This window comes from Novosphingobium sp. BW1 (genome assembly GCF_008107685.1).
Lineage (GTDB): Bacteria > Pseudomonadota > Alphaproteobacteria > Sphingomonadales > Sphingomonadaceae > Novosphingobium.
Genome location: NZ_VIRF01000078.1, coordinates 390,565 through 411,759, shown reverse-complemented (window position 1 = coordinate 411,759; position 21,195 = coordinate 390,565). Strand labels below are relative to the sequence as shown.

General features: G+C 64.7%; 17 protein-coding genes. 6 read left to right on the top strand and 11 right to left on the bottom strand.

Annotation, left to right across the window (positions count from 1 at the left end; translation table 11 throughout):
• Positions 1-13 precede the first annotated feature (13 nt).
• The 6 genes from FMM79_RS14175 to FMM79_RS14150 all read left to right on the top strand — a co-directional run bounded on the left by FMM79_RS14175 (position 14) and on the right by FMM79_RS14150 (position 7,479).
• On the top strand, positions 14-1,138 hold the full coding sequence (locus FMM79_RS14175) for an LLM class flavin-dependent oxidoreductase (protein WP_148628072.1): 1,125 nt from the start codon (positions 14-16) through the stop codon (positions 1,136-1,138).
• Complete coding sequence (locus FMM79_RS14170) at positions 1,131-1,781, top strand: cysteine hydrolase family protein (RefSeq protein WP_148628071.1); 651 nt, start codon at positions 1,131-1,133, stop codon at positions 1,779-1,781. The genes FMM79_RS14175 and FMM79_RS14170 overlap by 8 nt, the downstream gene beginning before the upstream one ends.
• Positions 1,782-1,857: 76 nt before the next feature.
• Positions 1,858-3,108 carry a nitrate/nitrite transporter gene (locus FMM79_RS14165; protein ID WP_148628070.1) on the top strand — a complete coding sequence of 417 codons (1,251 nt, stop codon included), beginning with the start codon at positions 1,858-1,860 and terminating at the stop codon, positions 3,106-3,108.
• 42 nt (positions 3,109-3,150) lie between these two features.
• Positions 3,151-4,551 (top strand): peptidase M20, encoded by a 1,401-nt coding sequence (locus FMM79_RS14160; protein WP_240339190.1) that lies wholly within the window; start codon positions 3,151-3,153, stop codon positions 4,549-4,551.
• A gap of 133 nt (positions 4,552-4,684) precedes the next feature.
• A complete protein-coding gene (locus tag FMM79_RS14155) occupies positions 4,685-7,060 on the top strand; it encodes an acetamidase/formamidase family protein (protein WP_148628069.1) in 2,376 nt (791 codons plus the stop codon).
• A gap of 200 nt (positions 7,061-7,260) precedes the next feature.
• Positions 7,261-7,479 carry a hypothetical protein gene (locus FMM79_RS14150; protein ID WP_148628068.1) on the top strand — a complete coding sequence of 73 codons (219 nt, stop codon included), beginning with the start codon at positions 7,261-7,263 and terminating at the stop codon, positions 7,477-7,479.
• A 7-nt stretch (positions 7,480-7,486) separates the two neighbouring features.
• Here the strand turns inward: FMM79_RS14150 and FMM79_RS14145 are convergent, their stop codons facing one another.
• The 11 genes from FMM79_RS14145 to FMM79_RS14095 all read right to left on the bottom strand — a co-directional run bounded on the left by FMM79_RS14145 (position 7,487) and on the right by FMM79_RS14095 (position 21,114).
• On the bottom strand, positions 7,487-8,914 hold the full coding sequence (locus FMM79_RS14145) for an MFS transporter (RefSeq protein ID WP_205466668.1): 1,428 nt from the start codon (positions 8,912-8,914) through the stop codon (positions 7,487-7,489).
• 108 nt (positions 8,915-9,022) lie between these two features.
• Positions 9,023-9,367: a hypothetical protein gene (locus FMM79_RS14140; protein WP_148628067.1), complete on the bottom strand. Its 345-nt coding sequence runs from the start codon at positions 9,365-9,367 to the stop codon at positions 9,023-9,025.
• A 258-nt stretch (positions 9,368-9,625) separates the two neighbouring features.
• The gene (locus FMM79_RS14135; RefSeq protein ID WP_148628066.1) at positions 9,626-10,438 is read right to left on the bottom strand and encodes a TauD/TfdA family dioxygenase; all 813 of its coding nucleotides are present in this window, start codon (positions 10,436-10,438) and stop codon (positions 9,626-9,628) included.
• Between the two features lie 122 nt (positions 10,439-10,560).
• Positions 10,561-11,655, bottom strand: a complete 1,095-nt coding sequence (locus tag FMM79_RS14130; RefSeq protein ID WP_148628065.1) for an acetamidase/formamidase family protein — start codon at positions 11,653-11,655, stop codon at positions 10,561-10,563.
• 60 nt (positions 11,656-11,715) lie between these two features.
• Positions 11,716-12,498, bottom strand: coding sequence for a 4,5-DOPA dioxygenase extradiol (ygiD, locus tag FMM79_RS14125; RefSeq protein ID WP_148628064.1), 783 nt, complete (start codon positions 12,496-12,498; stop codon positions 11,716-11,718).
• 157 nt (positions 12,499-12,655) lie between these two features.
• Positions 12,656-13,141, bottom strand: a complete 486-nt coding sequence (locus FMM79_RS14120) for a VOC family protein (protein WP_148628063.1) — start codon at positions 13,139-13,141, stop codon at positions 12,656-12,658.
• A gap of 192 nt (positions 13,142-13,333) precedes the next feature.
• Positions 13,334-14,548, bottom strand: a complete 1,215-nt coding sequence (locus FMM79_RS14115) for an aromatic ring-hydroxylating dioxygenase subunit alpha (protein WP_148628062.1) — start codon at positions 14,546-14,548, stop codon at positions 13,334-13,336.
• A gap of 168 nt (positions 14,549-14,716) precedes the next feature.
• Positions 14,717-15,979, bottom strand: a complete 1,263-nt coding sequence (locus FMM79_RS14110) for a CynX/NimT family MFS transporter (RefSeq protein ID WP_240339189.1) — start codon at positions 15,977-15,979, stop codon at positions 14,717-14,719.
• Positions 15,980-16,277: 298 nt separating this feature from the next.
• Positions 16,278-18,686, bottom strand: coding sequence for a TonB-dependent receptor (locus FMM79_RS14105; RefSeq protein ID WP_148628061.1), 2,409 nt, complete (start codon positions 18,684-18,686; stop codon positions 16,278-16,280).
• Positions 18,687-19,039: 353 nt separating this feature from the next.
• Positions 19,040-20,461, bottom strand: coding sequence for a sensor histidine kinase (locus FMM79_RS14100; protein WP_148628060.1), 1,422 nt, complete (start codon positions 20,459-20,461; stop codon positions 19,040-19,042).
• Positions 20,458-21,114: a response regulator transcription factor gene (locus tag FMM79_RS14095; protein ID WP_148628059.1), complete on the bottom strand. Its 657-nt coding sequence runs from the start codon at positions 21,112-21,114 to the stop codon at positions 20,458-20,460. The genes FMM79_RS14100 and FMM79_RS14095 overlap by 4 nt, the downstream gene beginning before the upstream one ends.
• Positions 21,115-21,195 lie beyond the last annotated feature (81 nt).

Genomic DNA, 21,195 nt, shown 5'->3' with positions numbered 1-21,195 from the left:
ATGGGACAAAGTGATGGCTGAACTGCAACCGACCCAATTCGGAGTGCCTTCCGATACGGGTGGCAAGGATCTCGGGATTTTCCTGCCGATCGCCAACGGCGGGTGGATCATCTCGAAGAACAAGCCCGAGATCGACGGCTCCTACGATTACTGCCGGCAATGCGGTCTGCTGGCCGAGGAGGCCGGGTTCGACTTCATCATGGCAATGGCCAAGTACCGCGGCTACGGCGGCGAGACGCACCACTGGGACAGTTCGCTCGATTCGGTGATGACTATTGCCGGTCTTGCCGAAGCGACCAGCCGGGTGAAGACCTGGGGCACGGTCCATACGCTTCTCCAGAACCCGGGCGTCGTTGCCAAGATGATCGCGACGCTCGACCAGATTTCGGGCGGACGCGCCGGGCTCAACGTCGTTACCGGCTCCTACAAGGGCGAGTTCTCGCAGATGGGGGCCTGGCCCGAAGGCGTGGACCACGACGCGCGCTACGATCTCGCCAAGGAATGGGTCACTGCGATCAAGCGTCTGTGGGCCGAGGATTCGGTCACGATGGATGGCACCTATGTCCAGCTTGAGGACTGCCAGTCCTGGCCCAAGCCCCAGAAGCGCCCGTTCCTCGTGTGCGCGGGCTCGTCCCAAAAGGGCATGCGCTTCACTTCGGAGGAGATGGACGCGATCTTCCTCTCGGGCGGCGATGCCGACCAGCTGGCGCAGGCCAGCAAGGACGCCAAAGAGGACGCAGCCAGCATCGGGCGCTTCGTGCGTACCTATTCGATGATGACCATCGTGCTGGGCGAAACCGACGAGGAGGCACAGGCCAAGGCGAAGCACTACGCCGATGGTTTCGACGAAGGCGCGCTGGAAGGCATGATGCGCGCCTACGGTTTCCTAGACAACGAGATCGGGAAGGAGAACGACTTCACCCGAAAGGCGCGTTCCAGCTTCATGTCGGCGCACATCGCGGGCTCCTCGGAGACGGTCGCGGCCGAACTGATCCAGCTGTTCGAGGTCGCCGGAACCGATGGTATGATGCTGATCTTCGACGACTACGTCACAGGGATCCCCAAGTTCGGCAAGGAAGTCCTACCTGTCCTGCGTGAGCGCTTTCCGGGCAAGATCGCGGTCGGCTCGAATGCCTGATACGACCGATCTGCCCCACGTTGCGGGCCCTGATCTTGCCGGCATGATCGACCCTGTGAAGACGGCGCTCGTCGTTGTCGATATCCAGGTCGATTTTGCCTCGTCCGAAGGTGTTGCGGGCACGTTCTGCAATGACTTCGCGCCGATCGAGACGGCCATTGAGAGGATCGAGGATTTGATCGCGGACATGCGCCGCGCTGGCGGCACGATCGCCTTCATGCGCGTGGTGACGCGGCCGGAAACCGACAGCGATGCGCTCAAGACCCTGATGGTTCGGCGCGGCATGCCGGGTGGGGAGGCGATTTGCCGGGCCGAGGGTGGCGGGGCGGACTATTACCGCGTGGCGCCGCAAGAGGGGGACATCGAGATCGAGAAGCTGCTCTTCGACAGCTTCCATGGAACTGATCTTGATGCGCAGCTGCGCGCACGCGGCATCGACACGCTTCTGATGAGCGGGATGACCACCGAGTGCTGCGTCGATAGTACCGCGCGCACGGCCTTTCACAGGGGCTACAATGTGTTCCTCGTGAGCGATGCCTGCGTGGCTTACGAAGAGCATCTGCACGCCAGTACGCTCGACGTGCTGGCGCAGAACATCGGTCTTCTGACTACGAGCGCGGCCGTTCACGAGGCGCTGGCCTGATGCGCGGTGGGCCGGGCCTCGCACAGCTGCACACCCGGCCGGTCTCCCGAAACATTTCCAGGAAAGGTGCTTGCCGATGACCCCGCGAGATCCCTCCGCTGTAGCGGGACGCACGCCTGTCCTGTTCGCCTGTACGCTGGGCAATGCGGTCAGCGTAACGCCTGCGGTTCACGCCGTCTTCGGGCTGTTCCTGGTGCCTTTGTCCGAGAACTTCGAATGGTCGCGCGCGAGCATTTCGGGCGTGCTCGGCATTCTCGCGGTCGTGGGCGCGGTCAGTTACCCGATCATCGGACGGCATGTCGACGCACACGGCGCGCGCCGCACCTTGCTGACCGGCGTGGTCGGGCTGGCTCTCTCCATTGCCGCTCTGGCGCTGACGAGCGGCAGCCTTCTGCAGTTTTACGCGACCTTCGCCGTGCTCTCGATCTTCAGCGCGATGGCTGGGACACCGATTTACCAGAAGGTCGTTGCTGACTGGTTCGAGAGCAATCGGGGCACGGCGCTGGGTATCAGTGCGGGCGGGGGCTGCGGGATCGGATCGGTCATCATGCCGGTGCTGGCCGCCATTCTCGTAGGCGCCTGGGGCTGGCGTGCGGGGTATCTGGGGATCGCCGCCTTCGTCTTGCTGCTGGCCTTCCCGATCCTTGTGCTCTTCCTGCGCGACCGGGCTGCAAGCGCGAGCGCTGCGCAGGAGGAGGCTGCGCGCGAAGGCCTGACGCTGGCCGAGGCCGCCAGGCTTCCCGCATTTTGGCTGGTTCTCCTGGCCGTTGCGGCCGGGGCCGGCGGGACCACCGCGATCTTCAGCCACGTCGTGCCGATCCTGGGGGACCGGGGCGTTTCTGTTGCGACGGGTACTGCGGTGGTCAGCGTCTTTGCGCTGACGACCTCGGGCTGGCAGGTCGTGACCGGGCGGATCATGGACAAGATCCAGACCCCGCGTGTCGCGGTGCCGATGTACGGCCTTGCCATCGGCGGGCTGGCGCTCTTGGAATTCGGGGTGGGCACCCCGGTGCTGCTCTTCGCCGGATTGCTGCTGGGCGTGGGCATGGGGGCGCAATACGGTGCGCTTCCTTATTTCATCGCGCGCTACTTCGGAGTACGCCACTTCGGCTCGATCATCGGGGCCATGTACTCGGCCGTGATCGCCGCACAGGGGATCACACCGATCCTACTCGATCTCGTCTTCGACAACGTCTATTCCTACCGCCCGGCCCTTCTGGGCGTGGGGGCGGCGCTTGCGGGCGGTGCGTTGCTGCTCCTGCTCCTACCGCGCTATGGCGAGGCGCAGGGCACTTCCCCGGACGCCATGCCCGTGCCATCCCACTGACGCCTGCCTTTCCGGCGAAACTTGACAAGACAAGGATCTTCCGTGGCCGACATTCCTGCCTCCGCCCCTACCTTCGCCGATCCTGCCGCTGCCCCTTATGCGGTGAGCGAGGAGGAGCGCGAGGCGATCGCCGCCGCGATCGACACCGACGAACTGGTCGCCCTGGCGCTGGAGCTGGGCAACATCCCCAGCCGCTCCCGCGAGGAACTGGCAGCAGCCGAGTTCGTCCACGACTGGTTGGGGCACGAAGGCTTCAAACCGCGCAAGGTCGGCGCCGTGCCCGAGCGTCCCAACGTGATCGGTGAATACGGCGGCACAGCGCCGGGCGCGAACCTGCTCTTCACCGCCCACCTCGACACCGAGAGCCCGAGCGGTATCGCCGAGCAGGACCGCTTCCGCTTCCGCGAGAGCACGATGGCCGACCCTGAGTGGACGAAGTGCTGGCTCGATGAGGAGGGACGCCTGCGCGGCTTTCCCATCTCCAATGACCGTGGTCCCATGTCCTGCTTTTTGATCGCGGCGAAGGCGCTGAAGAAGGCGGGCATCGGGCTTGCCGGAAAGACCTGGCTGACCGCGTGCCCGGGCGAGATCGGCCCAGAACCCATCGAGGAGTTCGCAGGCATTGACTACATGGGCAAGGACATCGGCGCCCACTACCTGTTCCACCACGGCGGCGTCGCGCCCGATTACGCCATCGCGGCGGAAGGCACCGACTTCGGCCTCACCTGGCAGGGCTCGGGCTATGCGGTCTTTCGGGTGCGGATCTACGGGCAGGGCATGTTTACGCCGATCCTGGAAGCGCCGCGTCTGGCCACGGCCCACCCCAACCCGATCTACCGCCTCGGCCCGGTGATCGAGGCGCTCCACGCCTGGGGCCTGACGTGGGAGGCGAACTCGATCATGCGCACCGCGAGCGGCGAGGTCGCGCCCAAGGTGCAGATCGCTTCGGTGCGGGGTGGGATGCCCACCGACTTCGGCGCGGGCACCGAGATCTGTGCGCTCTACATCGAAGTTGGCCTCAATCCGCGCCAGAAGGCGGCCGAGGCCATGCACGGGATCACGGCGGCCATGCGCAGCGTCGATGTCGAGAGTTTCGATGTTGAGCCGGTCGTCGTGCGCCACGGTTTCGAGGCCGCCGAGCGCGAGGTCGCGGCCCTTTCCGGCGCGGTCGATGCGGCGACCCGGCTGGCGCGTGGCGCGCCGCTGGAATTGGCCCATCCGGTCTATTCGAGCATGTGGCGTGACCATAACGTCTTCAACATGCACCGTATTCCCGCCGTGACGACGGGGATGCCGCGTTGGCGCCCGACCCCTGACGACATGGCCTCAAGCGCGCTTGTCTACGCGCTCACCATGCTCGCTGTTTGCGGTCGTGGCAAGGCGTCGGTCGACGATGGTCCAACTAGCGTCTATGGCAGCACCGAGACCCCGTTCGAGGCCTGAACTCAGGGCTTTGACCTGAGTACTTGCCGCAATGGGAAGCGCGCGCTAGCCATGCGGGCGCGGTGGCGGATGAGGGCGGAGCGAAGGCTTCGGCCGCCCCCGTGCCAATAGCAGGAAAACGGGTGGAAATTCCTTGCGCATAACGACAAATGTCTATCCCAAGGAGCAGCGCCGCGATGCCTGGCGCTTTGCCTTGAAACGCCTCTCGCTGACGCTCGACGAGGCCGACGAGGCCGACGAGGCGACGCTTTATGGTGAGCTGATCCAGTTCAAGTCGAGCACGGGCATCAGCTTCATTCGTGTGACCGGGACACAGCAGACCTGGACCATCGATTTTCGCGATCAGCCCCAGACCTACTGGGTGGCGCTGCTGCTTGATGGCAGCGCGACGATGCGCGATTCCAAGCAGGAGTTGCGGCTCTGCGATGGCGAACTGATCTGCGGGCAGGGCGATGTGCCGGTGCAGCTCTCCTTTGCAGGCGACAACCGCACGCTCATCGTGCAGGTGCCCCACAGCGAGCTGACCGCTCGGCTCAAGACCCCGGTCGGTGCCGCGCCGCGCCAGATCGCGACCGACACCGGTACCGCGCGCGTATTTGCCGGTATGCTGCGCTCGCTGGCTGACACCATTAACGAGATTACCACCGACCAGGCCCGGCCGGTGGAACTGGCTTTTCCCGAGTTCCTCGTCACCAGCCTGCTCGAGAACGCCCCGCCCAAGGCGCTGGGCGGCGCTGCAGGTATGCGCGCTGCACTTCTGGAGCGGATATTCCAGACCATCGAGATCCGCCTGTCCGATCCTGATCTCAACTATCAGCAGGTCGCGGCCGAGCATGGCATCTCGCCGCGTTACCTCCAGAAGCTTTTTGAGTCGATCAACGACAGTTTCGGCCACTACGTGAAGGTGCGCAGGCTGGAGCGCTGCCGTCTCGACCTGCGCAGCCCGCTGCACGTCCAGAAGTCTATCTCGGACATCCTGTTCGAATGGGGCTTCAACGATTCCGCCTCGTTCAGCCGGGCCTTTCGCGAGCAGTACGGCATCTCGCCGCGTGAGTACCGCAAGGGCCAACCGCAGGAAAACGAGGCGGTCGAACTCTTGCGCCGGGGCAAACCCGCACGCGGCGAGGCACTTGCCGCCAGGGCCGAGAACGATGCTGCCGAGAGCGAAGATGCCATTGATGCGGAACCCCCCGACACTGCGGAGGCAGCGCAAGGCGAGCCAAAGGTCGGTGGGCCCTATAGCCCCCATCCTGAGGGCGAGCAGGTGCGCCACCACCACCTTCCCGCTTCGCCCGAAACGGTCCACTGGGGCTTTCTCAGCAAAGACCTGAAACCCGTGCTATCCATCCGCTCGGGCGACTTCGTGACGATCGAGACTCTGACCCACCACGCCAACGACGATGCCGAGCGCATGGTCGAAGGGGATGGCGGTGCGGAGAGCGTGTTTTACTGGGACGCACACGGCAAGTCGGTCAACCGGCGCGGCGCCGGGCCGATGGACGCCTCGGCGCTCGGGCGTGGCCCTGGCGAGGGTTTCGGCGTCCATATCTGCACGGGGCCCATCGCCATCGAGGGGGCGATGCCGGGCGATCTCATCGAAGTGCGCATTCTCGATTTGAAGCCCCGGCCCAGCGGAAATCCGCGCTTTGCGGGCAAGTCCTTCGGCTCGAACGCGGCGACCTACTGGGGCTTCCACTACCACGACCTTTTGACCGAGCCTAAGCAGCGCGAGGTCATCACCATCTACGAGGTGGAGGCAGGCGGCATGCGACCGCCCACGGCTCACGCGGTCTACTCTTACCGCTGGACCGAGCAGACCGACCCGGCCGGTGTCGTGCACCCGCGCTACGATTATCCAGGCGTGCCGGTCGATCCGGCGACGATCGAAAAGAACTTCGACGTGCTGCGCAATGTCGAGATCCCGATCCGGCCGCACTTCGGCGTGATCGCGGTCGCGCCCAACCACAATGGTCTTGTCGATTCCGTGCCGCCGTCCAGCTTTGGCGGCAATCTCGACAACTGGCGGACGGGACCCGGCGCGCGGGTGTTCCTGCCCGTTCAGGTCGAGGGCGGGCTTCTTTCCCTGGGCGATCCGCATGCCTCGCAAGGTGACAGCGAGCTGTGCGGCACGGCCATCGAGTGTTCGATGACCGCGCTGATCCAGGTCGTGCACCACAAGGCGCAAGGCGTCATGGAGCAGCTGCGCGATGTCGATTACCCGCTTATCGAGACCGAGACCGAGTGGGTCATCATGGGCTTCTCGCATCCGGATTACCTTAAGGAACTGGGCGCTGACGCGCAGAGCGAGGTTTACAAGAAGTCCTCGCTCGACGAGGCCATGCGCGATGCCTTTCGCAAGGCCCGCCGCTTCCTGATGACGGCCAAGCAGCTGTCCGAGGACGAGGCGATTTCACTGCTCTCGGTGGGCGTCGATTTTGGAGTGAGCCAGGTCGTGAACGGAAACTATGGCGTGCACGCGGTGATCCGAAAGGCGCTCTTCACGAGTTGAGCAGGAAGAGATTATTCAAGGGGGCATCGCCCCTGGACCCCGAAAATGGGTGACATTGCCTTGCTCGGCCAGGATCGCGCGTGCAATGCGAGGTAGACAATGTCGGGAGCCCGAGGGCGATGGCTCTCGGACAAGTCCGTCCTGCTAGGAGGACAATTCGCCCGCTCGCAGGTCTCACGGCCCTGTGCTAGCGGGCGCCCATGCCTTCCAAACTTGCTGCCGGGGCGTTTGTTCTCCTCGCCCTTGTCTTCACGTTCGTCATTCTCTTTGCGATCTTTGCCATCGTAGGCTTCGCCGGGTTCGATGCGCTGTTTCGCCGTCCGCTCGAGTTTCTGATCGTGCTGCTTCTGGCAGGCTCGCCTGTTCCGGTGTGGAGTTGGTGCGTGCGGCGTGCGCGTCGTACCTGGGCGAAGCGTTAAGGCAAGCTCAGGCCTGCGACTTGCGGCCAACGAAGCTGTCGCCCGCATCGCGCGGCAGGCGACGGGCTTCGATCAGCGTGGCGAGGCACAGCAGGCTGAGTGGCAGGAAGGCGAGGCGGTAGGGTACGTCCGGTGCACCGGAGCCCAGCGTTTCCCCCAGATTTACCGCGAGGGCGGAGAGCGCGATGCCGCAGGCCATCATCAGCTGGATCGAGGTGTTGAACAGGCTCGTCGCATCGCTCATCTGCGGCTTGGGAATGTCCGAAAAGGCCATCGTTCCCAGCGTCGTGAAGTGCATCGAGCGGGTCATGCCTGAGAAAAACAGAAAGGCGCAGATCAGCGTGACCGGGGTCCCCGGCGCAAGCAGCGCACCGCCGGCGATCCCGGCAAAGCTCGCGAGCGAGGAGCCGATCAGCACGCGGCGATAGCCGAAGGTGCGCAGGACCGGCGTCGTCATCGATTTCATGGCAAGGTTGCCCGCAAAGAGCGCGATCAGGATCAGACCCGCTTCGGACGGGCTGTAGCCCAGGCCAACCTGCAACAGCAGCGGCAGGAGGAAAGGGGCGGCGGCGACCCCGACGCGCGAGAGCGAGCCGCCTCGGATGGTGGCGCGGAAGGTCGGGATCGCGAAATTGTCGAGCCGGACCATGGGCGTGGGCACGCGGGCCATATGCCTGAGCGCGAGGAGCAGGAGGGCCAGGCCCAGCGCGACGAGGGCGAGTGCGGCCGGATTCCCGGTTGCGCCCATGAGTTCTAGCCCGGCCAGCAAGCCGAAGGTGCCGAGTGCGGTGATCGCAAATCCGGCCCAGTCGAAACGGCGGCTTCCTTCCGGGCGGGCGCTTTCGGGCACCAGTATCCAGGCGCCGAAAAGGCCAAAGAGGCCGAGCGGTACGTTGAGATAGAATATCCAGTTCCAGCCCAGGTGTTCGGTGATGAAACCACCGAGTGGCGGTCCGACCACCGGCGCGATAAGCGCGGGCCAGATGAGGTTCGACATCGCCACCATCAGCTTTTCGCGCGGCGTGCAGGTAAGGACGATGACCTGGCCGACCGGCACCATCATCGCGCCCGCAGCCCCCTGGAATATGCGCAGGGCGACGAACTCGGTCAGGCTGGACGCCTGTCCGCATAGCGCCGATGCGAGGGTGAAGAGAGCGATGGCGATGGCGAATATACGCCGCGCCCCGAAGCGTTCGGCCACCCAGCCGCTGGCTGGAATGAGGATGCCGAGGGTCAGGATATAGGCCGTGACGCCAATGTTGAGCCCCACCGCGCTCGTCCCGAAATCACGAGCCATGCGCGGGAGCGCGGTGATGATGATGGAGGCGTCGAGGATCTCCATGAACAGGGCGCCGGTGACCAGCGCCATGATGAGGCGCAGGCGCAGCGGCGAGAGGGAAGGTGTCTCGGGAGAGGCGTGGGCGTTCGTGCTCATCGTGAACCTGTCGTGGCGAGGCTGTGCATCAAGGGCGTCTAGTGGTTTTCCAGCCGGGCGTCGTTGCGCTCGCGCAAACCATTCGCGTTGGCGTTGGACGCGATCAAGCTAGCGCTCGGCAACCGCCAGTGTGGCACGGTTGATCGCTTCGCGCAGCCGCCAGGTACGCGCCTCGAAGGCGCACGGCGTCAGTTCGTTGGTCATCAGTATCGCGACGATATCATGGAAAGGATCGGCGAAGAAGTTGGGGTTGGCCGATCCCGACCAACTGCCTGCACTGATCGGAAGTCCACCGCGTGCCTCGGTTTCGGCATCGCCGGTTGCAAGGCCAAGGCTGCATGGCCTGTCCAGATGGTCGCCGCCTTTGGTGCGCAGTTGGAGTAAAAACATGAGGTTTTCGCTTGCCTTGGAGACCACGCGTTTGCCCTGCCACACGCCCGTGTGCGCCAGCATTTCGGCGACGTGGCGTTAGTTATCGAACCTTCCGGCCAGGGCGCCGCTGCCATCGCGCAGGCGCAAGGGATTGCGGTATTCCGAGGTTGCGACGGCGTCGATGGCGACATGACCGCTCGGGCTCGGCCGGTATCCGATGACGAGGTGCCGGGCCTTCTCGACCAGCTGGAGGGTGGCGACCGTCGTGAGCGGCTTTCGCCTCGATTGCGGCGGGCAGCATGGTCAATGCACAGGCTTCCAGCGCCAGCAGGGCATAACTCAAAATGGGCGATCGCCCGCGATGGTCACGCGGAAGCCCGAGCGCGTCTCAGGGAAGTAGTCCCATACTGCGAAGTGCTGGGTGCAGCGGTTGTCCCAGAAGGCGATGGAGTGCGGGCGCCAGCGGAAGCGAACCTGAAAATTGGGGTCCTTCACGTGCTCGTAGAGGCACTTGAGAACGGCATCGCTTTCGGTCTTGGACAGCTCGTTGATCTTCGTGGTGTAGGAGGAGTTTACGAACAATAGCTTGCGTCCCGTTTCCGGGTGGGTGCGAATGACCGGGTGCGTGTTGCACTCGTACTGCTTGTCGATGTCCGGGAAGATCGCCTTGTAGACAGGGTTCGCATCGTGAACCGCGGTCAGCGGTTCAAGGAAGCGCTTCATTGGCTCGGACAGCGCCTCGTAGGCCGCGGTCATGCTGGAGAACAGCGTGTCGCCGCCGTCCTCGGGCATCGTGTGCATGTAGAGGATCGAGCCCATCGGCGGTTCGGGATCGCACGAAAGGTCGGAGTGCCAGTTGTCGCCCGCGATGTACTTGCTGTCGGCATCGGCGTGGATCTGCACGATATGCGGGTGGTCGGGCAGGCCCTTGACCGCCGAATGCGTGTGAAACTTCCCGAAGGCCTGGCCGAAGGCGAGGTGCGCCTCGTGGTCGATCTCCTGCTCGCGAAAGAACACGACCTGATGCTTGAGCAGCGCGTCGCGGATCTCGGCATAGGTCTGGTTGCCGAGTGGCTTCGTCAGGTCGACCCCGAAGATTTCCGCGCCAATCCGCTTGGTCACCGGCCGCACGTCAATCGTTTCATAGCTCATCGTCAATCTCCGTCGGGGCCTTGCCCGTATCTCTAACGCGGTCGGTGGACGGGCGCGAGGCCGGACGGGAAAGAGGAGGTTTTCCGGTCCGGCCTCGCCTTGCGGTCGCCCGCAAGTGGATCTTATTCAGGATCGGTGAACGTGCCCTTCTCGGGGAAGATGCGGCGTTCGATGCGGCAGTGGATGCCTTGCGTGCCATCGACAACCTGCGTCACGCCGAAGTCGGAGGCGACGCTCATCAGCGAGTAGCTGTCGTGGCGCGAGAGGCCCTGATGCTCGGTCAAGAGGTGCATCATGTCGAGCGAGGCGCCCTTCATGGCCGCATCCAGATCCTCCCCGAAGCCATGGACGATCCAGTAGTCGGGTGTCTCGAGCAGCGGCGAGGGGAACGCGAAGTCCTTGCGCAGGATGATCTGGAACAGGACGTCGAGCGAGCTTTCGATCGCCGTGCCGCTGATCTCGCCGTCGCCCTGGCTGACGTGGGGGTCGCCTATCGAGAAGAGGCCGCCCTTGACCTGCACGGGGTAGTACATTTTCGCGCCCGCGCCGATGCGCCAGTTGTCGATGTTGCCGCCGTGAAGGCCGGGCGGGATCGTGCTGACGGGTTCGTTGACGGCGGGCGCGACGCCCGCAGTGCCCAAATGCGGTCGGGCCGGGATGGTGATGCCGGGCAGCGCCTCGGAGCGGTCGCAGGTCGGGCAATGCGTGATGCGGCCGGGCGTCGTGTAGACGCCCTCGACATCGTAGGCGTAGAGCGCGGAGGCCGTCATCGCATTGGGATCAAGCTTGTAGATCGTCACGCGCTCGGTCTCGTCGAACTCCTTGTAGAGGTGGCCCCAGTTGGCCTGGAGATTCGAGCCGTAGTTATGGCGCGGCTTCATCTCGAAATAGCGTACTTCCAGCATGTCGCCCGGTTCCGCGTCCTCGATATAGATCGGGCCGGTCATGATGTGGCAACCGGGCGCGCGGGTGGTGGGATCGATCTCGGTGAAGATGCGCTTGATGTTCTCATCGAACATCAGCTCGGGATCGTCTCCTGCGTGGTGAGTGATGGCCTCGCCGTGGATAAGGTCGCCGCTCTTCACGTGCAGCACCGGCTTGATGTCAGGCGAGAAATAGCCCCAGTGCACGGTCTCGGGCGTGGCCTTGAGATGGTGTAGGGCGCCGGGCATCGCGGTGGCGCGCGCGGCTTGGGACTTGGCGTTGATGAGGGCCATCGAAACTCCTGTGGGCGTGGATAGGGAGAATATGCGAGGTGCAGGATGCGGCGGGCAGGATCAGTCCGCGCCGATCAGCACGCTCGTCATGGAAAGCGATTTGTGCTGGATGAAGTGGGGCGCGAAGATGGCACTTTCCCCTTCATGCCGCGCACCCAGGAAATAGAGCAGCGGCAGGAAGTGGTCCGAGGAGGGCACCGAATAGCGCGCCGCATCGCCCAGCTGCTGGTAGTCGATCACGACCTGCGGATCATCGTTTTCTACGGCTTGGCACATCGTGTCGTTAAAGAGCGTGGCCCAGGGGTAGGGCTCGGCCAGCGGATTGGCCCAGTCCATCGCGGGCAGATTGTGGACGATGTTGCCCGTCGCCATGATGAGCACGCCCTCGTCGCGCAAGGGGCGCAGCGCGCGGCCGACCTCCCAGTGCTGCTGCGGGCTCTTGGCAAGGTCCATCGAAAGCTGGATCACCGGCACGTCGGCTTCGGGATAGGCGTGGACGAGTACCGTCCAGGTACCGTGGTCGAGCCCCCAGTTTGCGTCCATCTTCACATCCATGGGGGCGAGCAGTTCGCGCACGCGTTCGGCAAGTTCGGGATCGCCGGGCGCGGGGTACTGCACGTCGAAGAGCGCCTGCGGAAAGGCGCCGAAGTCATGGATGGTGCGCGGCTGGGCCATGGCGGTGACGGCTGTGCCGCGCGTCTGCCAGTGCGCCGAGATGCACAGGATCGCGCGCGGCTTGCCGATGCGCTCGCCCATGGCCTTCCACTGGCGGGTCACGTCGCTCTTTTCCAGCGCGACCATCGGGCTGCCGTGCCCGAAGAAGACGATGGGAAGTCGGCTCATTGCTCTTGGCTCTCCTTGGACCTGTCAGCCCCTTTTTCGTGGGTATGGGGGCGCGCTCGAACGCTATGGCGCGGGCTGCCTTCCGGTCTTGGATCGCGGCGCACAAGAACTTGTCGCGCGGCTTTCGGGCCGGAAGGCAGGTCCTCCTGCGTCCCGCTTATTCGCGGGTATAGTTCTCGGGCACCTGGGGCGGGTTGCCGGCCTTGCCCCAGAGCATGATGTGGTTGCCCCAGGGATCCACGAAACAGTGGTTGAGGCCATTGAACTCGGCCCAGTAGTGGTTGCGCCACAGAACCGTGGCGCCCAGTTTCTCGGCGGTGGCGAGGATGCGCTCGGGCGTGTCTTTGTCGTCGATCAGGATCCAGATGCGGGCGCCGCGGCCACCGCTGTTCATTGTGCGCGGCTCGATGCCCTCGGGATCGGGATGGGGGCGCATGTTGGAGACTTTGCCGATGCCCATGTGCAGGTGCCCGATCTCGCTGTCCGAACCGTCCTTGTTGGCGAAGAAACCGCCCGGGACCATGCGGTGGTACGCGCCGCCCAGACGCGGGTCGTCTTCCCACCCGAAGACCTCGGCGTAGAACTTGCCCGCCGCATCGGGATCGTCGCTGGGAATGTCGAAGAAGATGAGGCTGTTGGTCATGTGCCGGTATGCTCCCCTTGGCTGGCATGTCGTGGCCTCGTGGGTAGCCAGAGGTCGCGTACCAAGGCTGGAGCGGGTACGCACGAAAGCTTGATCGGCAGCGACCGGAGCATGCCCTTACCTGTAAAGAAAACGGCGCCCGGACAGGCCGGACGCCGCAAAGTTGGGAGGGTATCCAGTGAAGGATCAGGTTCAGCCGGACGAACCGGCACGAAGCCGGGTGACGGGCGCAGAAGGGCCGCGGCGGCGGTCCCATTCGGCCCAGTAGCGATCGACCAGCCAGACGTTGAGGAGGCGCTGGGCGCCTTCCTGCCAGGAATAGCGGCCGCGCGGTGCATGGCGTGATCGCAGGCCCTGCTGGACGAGCTCGTCGACGTGGAAGTCCTGCGCGACGATGCGCTCCACAGCTTCGTCGGTCATCTTGACCTTGAGGTCGTAGAGCGGATCCTCCATCGCCTCGGGCGCCATCAGCGTTCCGATGGTGAGCGCGTGCGAGTTCGCGGACTTGGGGTCCATGATGAGGTAGATGACGCTGTCGTTCAGAACGACCAGGCTGAGGCTGGGCGGCAGGTTCACGAAGAGCAAGCGGTTCTGTTCCTCCTCGGTCAGCTTGGGGAAGACCGGGAAGATCGACTTCTGCGTCGCGTTGAACCCGGCGTTCTTGTGGAGCGTGCCGTTCAGGCGATAGTAGCCCGCGCTGTCGGCGGGGACCTCCGGAAAGGTGGCAAGGCCGCTCGGGATGAAGTCGTGCAGAGGCCCTGCGTGCAGGCGGCTGGCGTGGTAGCCGTCGTTGTTGTTTTCCAGCATGACCTTCCAGTTCCAGGGGAACACGGTGGGCTCCTCCGGGCGGGGGCCACGCAGCGAGGCGAAGTCGTAGTTCGCAACGACATCCTCCAGCGCGGCCAGACGCGGGGTGAGGGGCTCGGCTTCGGGATCGAGGTTAACGAAGATGAAGCCGTGCCAGATTTCCATGCGGATCTCGGGCAGCGAGGCGGCCTTCTTGTCGAAGTTGCAGGTCCGGCTCATCGCGGGCGCGCCGACCAGCGTGCCGTCGAGGTCATAGGTCCAGTGGTGGTAGGGGCACACGAAGGCGCGGGTGTTGCCATGGCCTTCGGCGACCAGCATGGCCCGATGCTGACAGACCGAGGAGAGCGCCTTGATCGCGCCGTCGCGGGTCTTGCACACGATCATGGGCTCATCGGTGCGGCTGACGGTGAAGAAGTCGCCCTGCTCCTCCAGCCATTCCGCGCGTCCGACGCAGAGCCATTCGTGGGCGAAGACGGCTTCCATCTCGAAGTCGTGGAATTCCTCGCTTGCGTAGCATTCGCGCGGCAGCGTCTCGGCCTCCAGCGTATCCAGCTTCGAGCTGGCGAGGCTATCGAAGAACTGGTCGGTGAGGAGTGTCATGCGTGCCTGTTCCCGTCGTTGTGGTTTGATGCGGCTCTCATCTGGCGCACAAGGGCGCCGGGCCGATACCAAGGAGACTAGAAAGGCTAGGGCGCGCAGGCTTTGCCCAGCGCGCCCTCTTTCTTGGCATCTGTGATCCTGGATGCCGCTACGCGCCGAGGGCGGGCCTTATTCGGCGGGTTCCAGCTTGAGTGTGGGCGCGTCCGGGGTGTCTTCACTCTGCGCGGTGCCCAGCGGGCGTGGGGCCTTGAGGAAGAGCAGCGCGATGATCGCGGCGGCGAGCAGGAGCCCGGAGAAGACCACGATGGCGGGGGCATAGGTGCCAGTGATATCGGCGACGCGGCCCGCGCCGATGGGGCCGAAGACGGCGAGGGTGGAGGCGGTCGTCACCATTGCCGTCATCGTGCCTGCGAGCCGTGCGCCGAAGTAGCGCAGCAGCAGGATGTGGCCAGAGAGCCAGGCCATGCCCCAACCCGCGCCGAACACGATGGCCGCGGCAATGGCGATCGCAACACCCGGCGCATAGGACAGGAGCGCCATGGCGAGCGCTTGGAGGACGAGGCCGCCGATCAGGATCAGGCGCGGTGAGACCCGCTCGCAGATGGCGCCGGTCACGCCCTTCGTGCCGGTGCCTGCAAAGGCAAGGAGGCTCATCGCGATGGCACCCGGTGCCGCGCCATGGCCCAGGTTGGCAATGTGCGCGACAAGCAGCGAGTGGGTCGCGGTGACGACCGTCTGCACGACGGTGAGAATTACCGCGAGGATTAGGAAAGTGCGGGTGAAGAGGGCCTGACGCACGGTGTATCCACTGTCCGCAATTGTGCCGCTGGCCTCGGTGTTTTCCTGCGTTTCGGTTGTGGTGGCGGTGGCCTGGGTGTCGCGGATGCAGACAAAGCAGATGAGGCCAAGGACGGCGGCGGCTACGGCCATGACCATCCAGTGCAGGCGCCAGTCGCCGGTGGCCCCGGCAATGGCGCTGACGATGAGGGGCCCTGCGATACCGCCCGAGGAGCCCACCATGAAGTAGAACCCGATCATCCGGCTGGAGGTTCGCGGAAACCAGTTGGCGAGGAGATACACCGCAGGCGATGGCGCCAGCAGCGTGAAGCCAGCCCCCATCAGCGAGGTCGCGACGAAGAAGAAATTGAGGTCGTTGATGACAGAGGCCATCCCGAAGCCGCCTGCCAGAACGAGTGCGCCCAGGACCATCGTCAGGCGCGTTCCGATGGTCTTCATCAGGTAGGGTGGCAGCGGGCTGGCGAGCCCGCAGGCGAGGCCGAGCAGGGCAAAGCTGAAACCCGCAGCCGCGGCCGACCAGTCAAGCTGGTCGACCATGATGTAGAGGACATAGCCCAGCGAGGTGAAGGTCGTGGCCGTCACGAAGAAGAACGCCAGCGAGGCGGCAATCATGACCTGTGCGTTGCGGGGCATCGTATCTCCTGCTTACAGCTGCGTCCCGGCTTCGTGGCCGGGATTCGTGTGGCAGCATGTTCCCGAACTGGCGGGCTGCACTCTTGATGGTGTGCGCCTCAACACTTGATCCGGCAGCGGTTTCAGCTCTGGTGTCCTTGTGTGCGACAGCGGCATGGCGGTGCGACGACGCGCGAAGGCGCTTTTCCAGCCCCATGATGCGCTGCAGCGTCTTATGTCGCACTTGCGCACAAAAGGGAACGGGCACGAGGAGTCTTGCTCCCCGCGCCCGCAGACCGGCCATTGCTGGCGGTTTGGCTCAGAAGGTGTAGCCGAAGGACAGGATGAACTGGCGCGGGGGAATGTAGGTCTCCATCACCTGCGCGCTGCCGTAGGGATCGGAGAAGCGCGAGTTCACGCCGTTCGTGTCGAACAGGTTGATGACGCGGAACATCATCGAGAAGTTCGTGTCCTCGGGTTCGTACTTCACCATGGTGTTCACCTGGGTGTAGGACGAGGCGAGGTCGACGTCGGCGTCGTTGAACACGCGGTACTGGTACTTGCCGCGGTAGATCGCCTGGGCGCGGGCGGTCAGGTTACCCGGGCCGACCTTGTTGGTGTAGGTCGCAGCCAGCGTGCCCTGCCAGCGCGGCAGCTTGGGAATGCGGTTGCCGTTGATGTTGGCGCGCGCACCATCGCGCACGACTGAGGCGGCGTAATAGTTGTTCCAGAACAGCCAGTCTCCATAGCCCGCCGCGTTTTGCGCCGCCGCCGCCGCCGCCGGATCGAGCGCGAGGTAGTCCTCGGTGAACTCGCCTTCCAGCCACGAGCCCGAGGCATCGACGCGAAAGTGTTCGGTCGGCGCCCACTGGGCTTCGAGCTCGATGCCGTAGACGCGGGCCTTGGGGGCGTTGGAGATGCCTTCACCATAGAGTACGGGGTCTTCCTCGAGGAACTGCATGTTCTTGTAGAGATAGAGGAAGCCTGATGCGTTCAGCTGGAGCGTGTCGTTCGCGAAGCGGTTCTTGGTGCCGATCTCGAAGCTGTCGACGGTCTCCTTGGTGTAGGTGGGCTGCACCGAGTTCATGAGGCCCAGCGCCAGTCCGCCGCTGCCCGCCGAGGCGGCCGAGTTGATGCCGCCCGGCTTGAAGCCGCGCGTCCAGCTGGCGTAGACCATGTTTTCGGGCGTGATCTGGTAGTCGAGCGCGACCTTGCCGGTCCAGGCCTTGGTCTTGCGGGAGCCTGTGTAAGCGGGCTGAAGATAGGCCCCCGAGGACTGGCTGGAAGAGCCGCCCGATACGCTGTCCGACATGCCTTGCGCCTTGTCGTGATTGAAGCGAACGCCTGCGGTAAGCGCGAGCTTCTCGGTCAGGTCGTAAGTCGCCTGGGCGTAGACCGCCCAGAGGTCACGCTCGATCGAGGAAAGTTCCGCATAGGCCAGGTTGCCCACCAACGGGTCGTCCCAGGGCGTGGTCAGGGGCAGGGCGGGCTGGATGATGTTGTCGTCGGCCGCGCGGTACTCGTTGATGTACTGCTCGTTGTCGGAATGCAGGTAGACGCCGCCCGCAACCCAGTTCAGCGGCCCCGAGCCATTTGAGGTGATGTTGAATTCCTGGCTCCAGCTTTCCGTGTCCGACTGCCACAGGGGCACGTGGTCGTAGTTGGAGTAGGTCCAGCTGTCCGGGTTGTAGGTCACGGCCGAAAAGGTGGCGGCATCGAGGCCATCGGCGTCCCAGGCCTGGATCGAATGCAGCTTCTGGTAGCCGGTGATCGACTTGAACGTGGCGAACGGCGCCTCGTAGCGGATCGTGCCGGTGTAGAGCTCGGTCTCGACCAGCGAGCGGGCCGGGTAGTCCTGAGTCAGGATGCGCGGATCGTCTTCGGGGTCGAGGATGTTCTTCTGTGCCGGGCCATTGGTGTCGGAGTGGAAGTTGATGGCGTTGAGGGTGATCGAGAAGTTGGCCGAGGGCGCCCACTTTGCGCCAAGACGCCAGCCGTATTCGTCCTGATCGTCCAGGTCGTAGCTGTCGGTGCCGGGGACCTCGGTGGCCTTGGCATAGCCATCGTGCTTGGTCATCTGGAAGGCACCGCGCACGGCCAGCGTGTCGGTGAGCGGCACGTTGAGCGCTGCGCTCGCTTCCTTGTAGGCGTAGTTGCCGAAGCCGCCGTTGGCATAGCCGGTGACCGCGTCCATCGTCGGCTCGACCGAGACGACGTTGATCGTACCGCCGGTCGAGCCCTGGCCGAACAGCGTACCCTGGGGCCCGCGCAGCACTTCGACCTGGGCAACGTCGATGAAGGCGGCCGAGGCGGCGATAGAGTTGAAGATGTAGACGCCGTCGATGTGGTAGGATACGCCGGGTTGGGTGTTGGTGTTCTCGGGCGTCTCCGAGCCGATGCCGCGGATCGAGATGATGCGCTCACCGCCGCCTGAACGCGCGACGACCAGGCCCGGGACCGAGCCGTTGAGGCCGGTAATGTCGGTGATGTTGGCGGCCTTCAGGTCCTCGGCGCTGATCGCCGAGACCGAGAGCGGAGCGTCCTGGAGGCTGACCTCGCGGCGCTCAGCGGTCACGATAATGTCGTTGAGGCCCGTGGCGGCCGGAGCCGGGGCGGGGGCAGGCGCTGGTGCCGGCGCGGCCTCGTCGGCCTGCGCGGTCCCGGCCTTGAAGGCCATAAGTGAAACACTGCAGGCCAAGGCCCTGGCAAAATGCATCTTCGTCAACATGAAAGCTCCCCAAACCATGAATCTAATGGCAGTCCCGTGGTGGCGGCCGCTGGTTTTGTGGTTTGGCCGCTTGCCGGGGAAGCTGGCGAGAATTTGCCCGTGCGGTCTTGTGCGCGTGCGAATAAGTAGTTGACTGCAGACCCTCGCGGGGATGCCGTTTCGGGCATTCGTCGGGTCGATTTCAGGCGCGTGGGCAAGGATTACTGTTCCATAAGGGCTGTGGGGCGCGGGCCGCGACAGGGAGCGCTGCAGTGCAGGGTGGCTCCTCTATTGCGCGTGCGCGAAGGGTCAATGGGGCGGGGCGATGCGCGACAAGACGCACTACGTCCCGCACCCGGACCGGCAGGCCTGCGTCAGTCGGTTTCGTCAGGCACGGGAATTTCCACGCGCGCTTCGAGGCCGCGCGGAGCGTCGCCGCGCGCGGCAAGAGCAAGTTTCAGGCCATAGGCCCCGGCAATGTCGCGCGCGATGGCAAGGCCGAGCCCTGAGCCAGCCATGGCCGGATCGAAGCGCGAACCGATTTCGAAGGCCTGTGCGATCTGTTCACGCGTGAGCCCCGGACCATCGTCGAGAATGCGCACTACAAGCAGGCTTCCCCTCGCCGTGCCACGCTGCTCAACGGCGACAAAGACCTTGCGTGCAGCCCACTTTCCCGCGTTGTCGAGGAGTATCGCGAGCAGTTCGGAGAGGTCCACCGGGTCAACCGGGAGCGCGAGGTTGGTCTGCTCGGACATGGCGACAGAGAAAGCGGTGTCACGATGGAGGCGCTGCATCGCGCTGACGAGGGGGGGGAGGACCTTGGCAATGCGGCTTACCGTTCCGGGACGCCGCGCGCTTGCCATCGCGCGGGCGCGGGCGAGTTGATACTCGATCTGCTGGACCATGATCCGGCTCTGCTCCAGCAGCGTTGCGCCTGCCGCCTGCGTCGCCGGATCGTGGCTGAGGCGTTCGGCCTCGTCGGTCATCACCGCAAGCGGGGTACGCAGCGAGTGCGCGAGATTACCCGCCTCCAGCCGCGCACGCTCGACCGCACCCTGGCTGTGTTCGATGAAGACGTTGAGATCCGAGACGAGCGGGGCGATCTCGGTTGGGTAGGTCCCTTCCAGCCGCGCGGCCGTGCCCTCGCGCAGCCGCGCGCTGGCCGCGCCCAGCCGGTCGAGCGGACGCAGGCCGAATGCGACATACATTACGCCGGTCGTGCCCAGCAGCGCGGCCAGCAGCCCCAGCCACAGCCGCAGTTCGTGGTCGAAACGGGCGATGATGTTGTCGAGGATGCGCTCATCGGTGGCGATCACGTAATGGACATCGCCCAGCCCCTCAGCCTTGCGCACGAATCCGTAGGTGATGGTAGGACCTGTGGGGCCGCTCTCGACGTGGTGATGGATCGAACTGTCATGCGCAATGGAGATGTCGAGCTCGCCGTGGGTGAGCGAGGCCGAGCGCAGCGGCGGATAGCCATTGATGCTGACCTGCCAGTAGAAGCCACCATCGGGCACCGCGAAGCGCGGATCGGACAGCGGACGGTCGAGCCGGATCGTGCCGTCCGGTCCGATCCGCACGAGGCGGCCCAGCTCCCGGATGTGGACCTGGAGTTCGTCGTGGTAGTTCTGCTCGACGTGCTTGGCGAAAAGGCGGGTTGCCGAATACCAGATCCCGGCGATGCCAAGCGCGATCCAGGCCAGCGAGGCGAGGAGCAGACGAACCCTCAGCGAGCGCCAGTTCCAGCGCCCGCGCCTCGGGGTGTGCGGGGTGGTGCAGGCGGTGGAATGGCTCATGCACCGAACCTGTAGCCAAGCCCGCGCACGGTGTGAATGCGGCTCTTGCCGATCTTGCGGCGCAGGCGTGAGACCAGGACTTCGACCGAGTTGAGGTCGTAATGACTGGACAGATCGTAGAGGTGTTCGCCGATATTGGCCTGCGAGAGGATTTGCCCCGAGCGGCGCACGAACAGGCTGAGAAGCCGGAATTCCTGTTTGCTGAGAGTCAGCGGTTCCCCGTCGCACTCCACCACGCGGGCGACCGGATCGATACGGATGCCGTTGTCCTCCAGCCAGTTTTCGCGCGCGCCGTTCTCGCGTCGCAGTAGTGCGTGGAGGCGGGCGAGCAGTTCCTCGAAGCGCACTGGCTTGACTACGAAGTCGTCCGCGCCCGCGTTGAGCCCTGCGACCTTGTCCTGCCAGCTGCCGCGCGCGGTCAGGATCAGGATCGGGCAGGAAACCTTGCGGCGGCGCCAGTAGTCAAGAAGCTCCATGCCCGACCCGTCGGGAAGGCCGAGGTCGAGGATGATGACCGCGATCTTGTCCATGTCCGGCCAGTCCTCGCCCTCGCTGCGCGAGCGCGCGACGTCCACGGCAAAGCCTGCCGAGCGCAGGCGCCCGGACAGGCGCTCGCTCAGTTGGTCATCGTCTTCCACCAGAAGTGCGCGCATGGCCGCTGTTCTCCCTTGGCTGGGCTATGGCCTCATCGGCCTGTCCTCGTGAACCTGTCAATACGCTGCAAAACTGACAGG

What these genes read in the sequence shown, in the direction of transcription:
- FMM79_RS14175 (WP_148628072.1), top strand. Translation starts at nt 14, where the DNA reads ATGGCTGAACTGCAACCGACCCAATTCGGAGTGCCTTCCGATACGGGT.
- FMM79_RS14170 (WP_148628071.1), top strand. Translation starts at nt 1,131, where the DNA reads ATGCCTGATACGACCGATCTGCCCCACGTTGCGGGCCCTGATCTTGCC.
- FMM79_RS14165 (WP_148628070.1), top strand. Translation starts at nt 1,858, where the DNA reads ATGACCCCGCGAGATCCCTCCGCTGTAGCGGGACGCACGCCTGTCCTG.
- FMM79_RS14150 (WP_148628068.1), top strand. Translation starts at nt 7,261, where the DNA reads ATGCCTTCCAAACTTGCTGCCGGGGCGTTTGTTCTCCTCGCCCTTGTC.
- FMM79_RS14145 (WP_205466668.1), bottom strand. Translation starts at nt 8,914, where the DNA reads ATGAGCACGAACGCCCACGCCTCTCCCGAGACACCTTCCCTCTCGCCG.
- FMM79_RS14140 (WP_148628067.1), bottom strand. Translation starts at nt 9,367, where the DNA reads ATGCTGGCGCACACGGGCGTGTGGCAGGGCAAACGCGTGGTCTCCAAG.
- FMM79_RS14135 (WP_148628066.1), bottom strand. Translation starts at nt 10,438, where the DNA reads ATGAGCTATGAAACGATTGACGTGCGGCCGGTGACCAAGCGGATTGGC.
- FMM79_RS14130 (WP_148628065.1), bottom strand. Translation starts at nt 11,655, where the DNA reads ATGGCCCTCATCAACGCCAAGTCCCAAGCCGCGCGCGCCACCGCGATG.
- ygiD (WP_148628064.1), bottom strand. Translation starts at nt 12,498, where the DNA reads ATGAGCCGACTTCCCATCGTCTTCTTCGGGCACGGCAGCCCGATGGTC.
- FMM79_RS14120 (WP_148628063.1), bottom strand. Translation starts at nt 13,141, where the DNA reads ATGACCAACAGCCTCATCTTCTTCGACATTCCCAGCGACGATCCCGAT.
- FMM79_RS14115 (WP_148628062.1), bottom strand. Translation starts at nt 14,548, where the DNA reads ATGACACTCCTCACCGACCAGTTCTTCGATAGCCTCGCCAGCTCGAAG.
- FMM79_RS14110 (WP_240339189.1), bottom strand. Translation starts at nt 15,979, where the DNA reads ATGCCCCGCAACGCACAGGTCATGATTGCCGCCTCGCTGGCGTTCTTC.
- FMM79_RS14105 (WP_148628061.1), bottom strand. Translation starts at nt 18,686, where the DNA reads ATGTTGACGAAGATGCATTTTGCCAGGGCCTTGGCCTGCAGTGTTTCA.
- FMM79_RS14100 (WP_148628060.1), bottom strand. Translation starts at nt 20,461, where the DNA reads ATGAGCCATTCCACCGCCTGCACCACCCCGCACACCCCGAGGCGCGGG.
- FMM79_RS14095 (WP_148628059.1), bottom strand. Translation starts at nt 21,114, where the DNA reads ATGCGCGCACTTCTGGTGGAAGACGATGACCAACTGAGCGAGCGCCTG.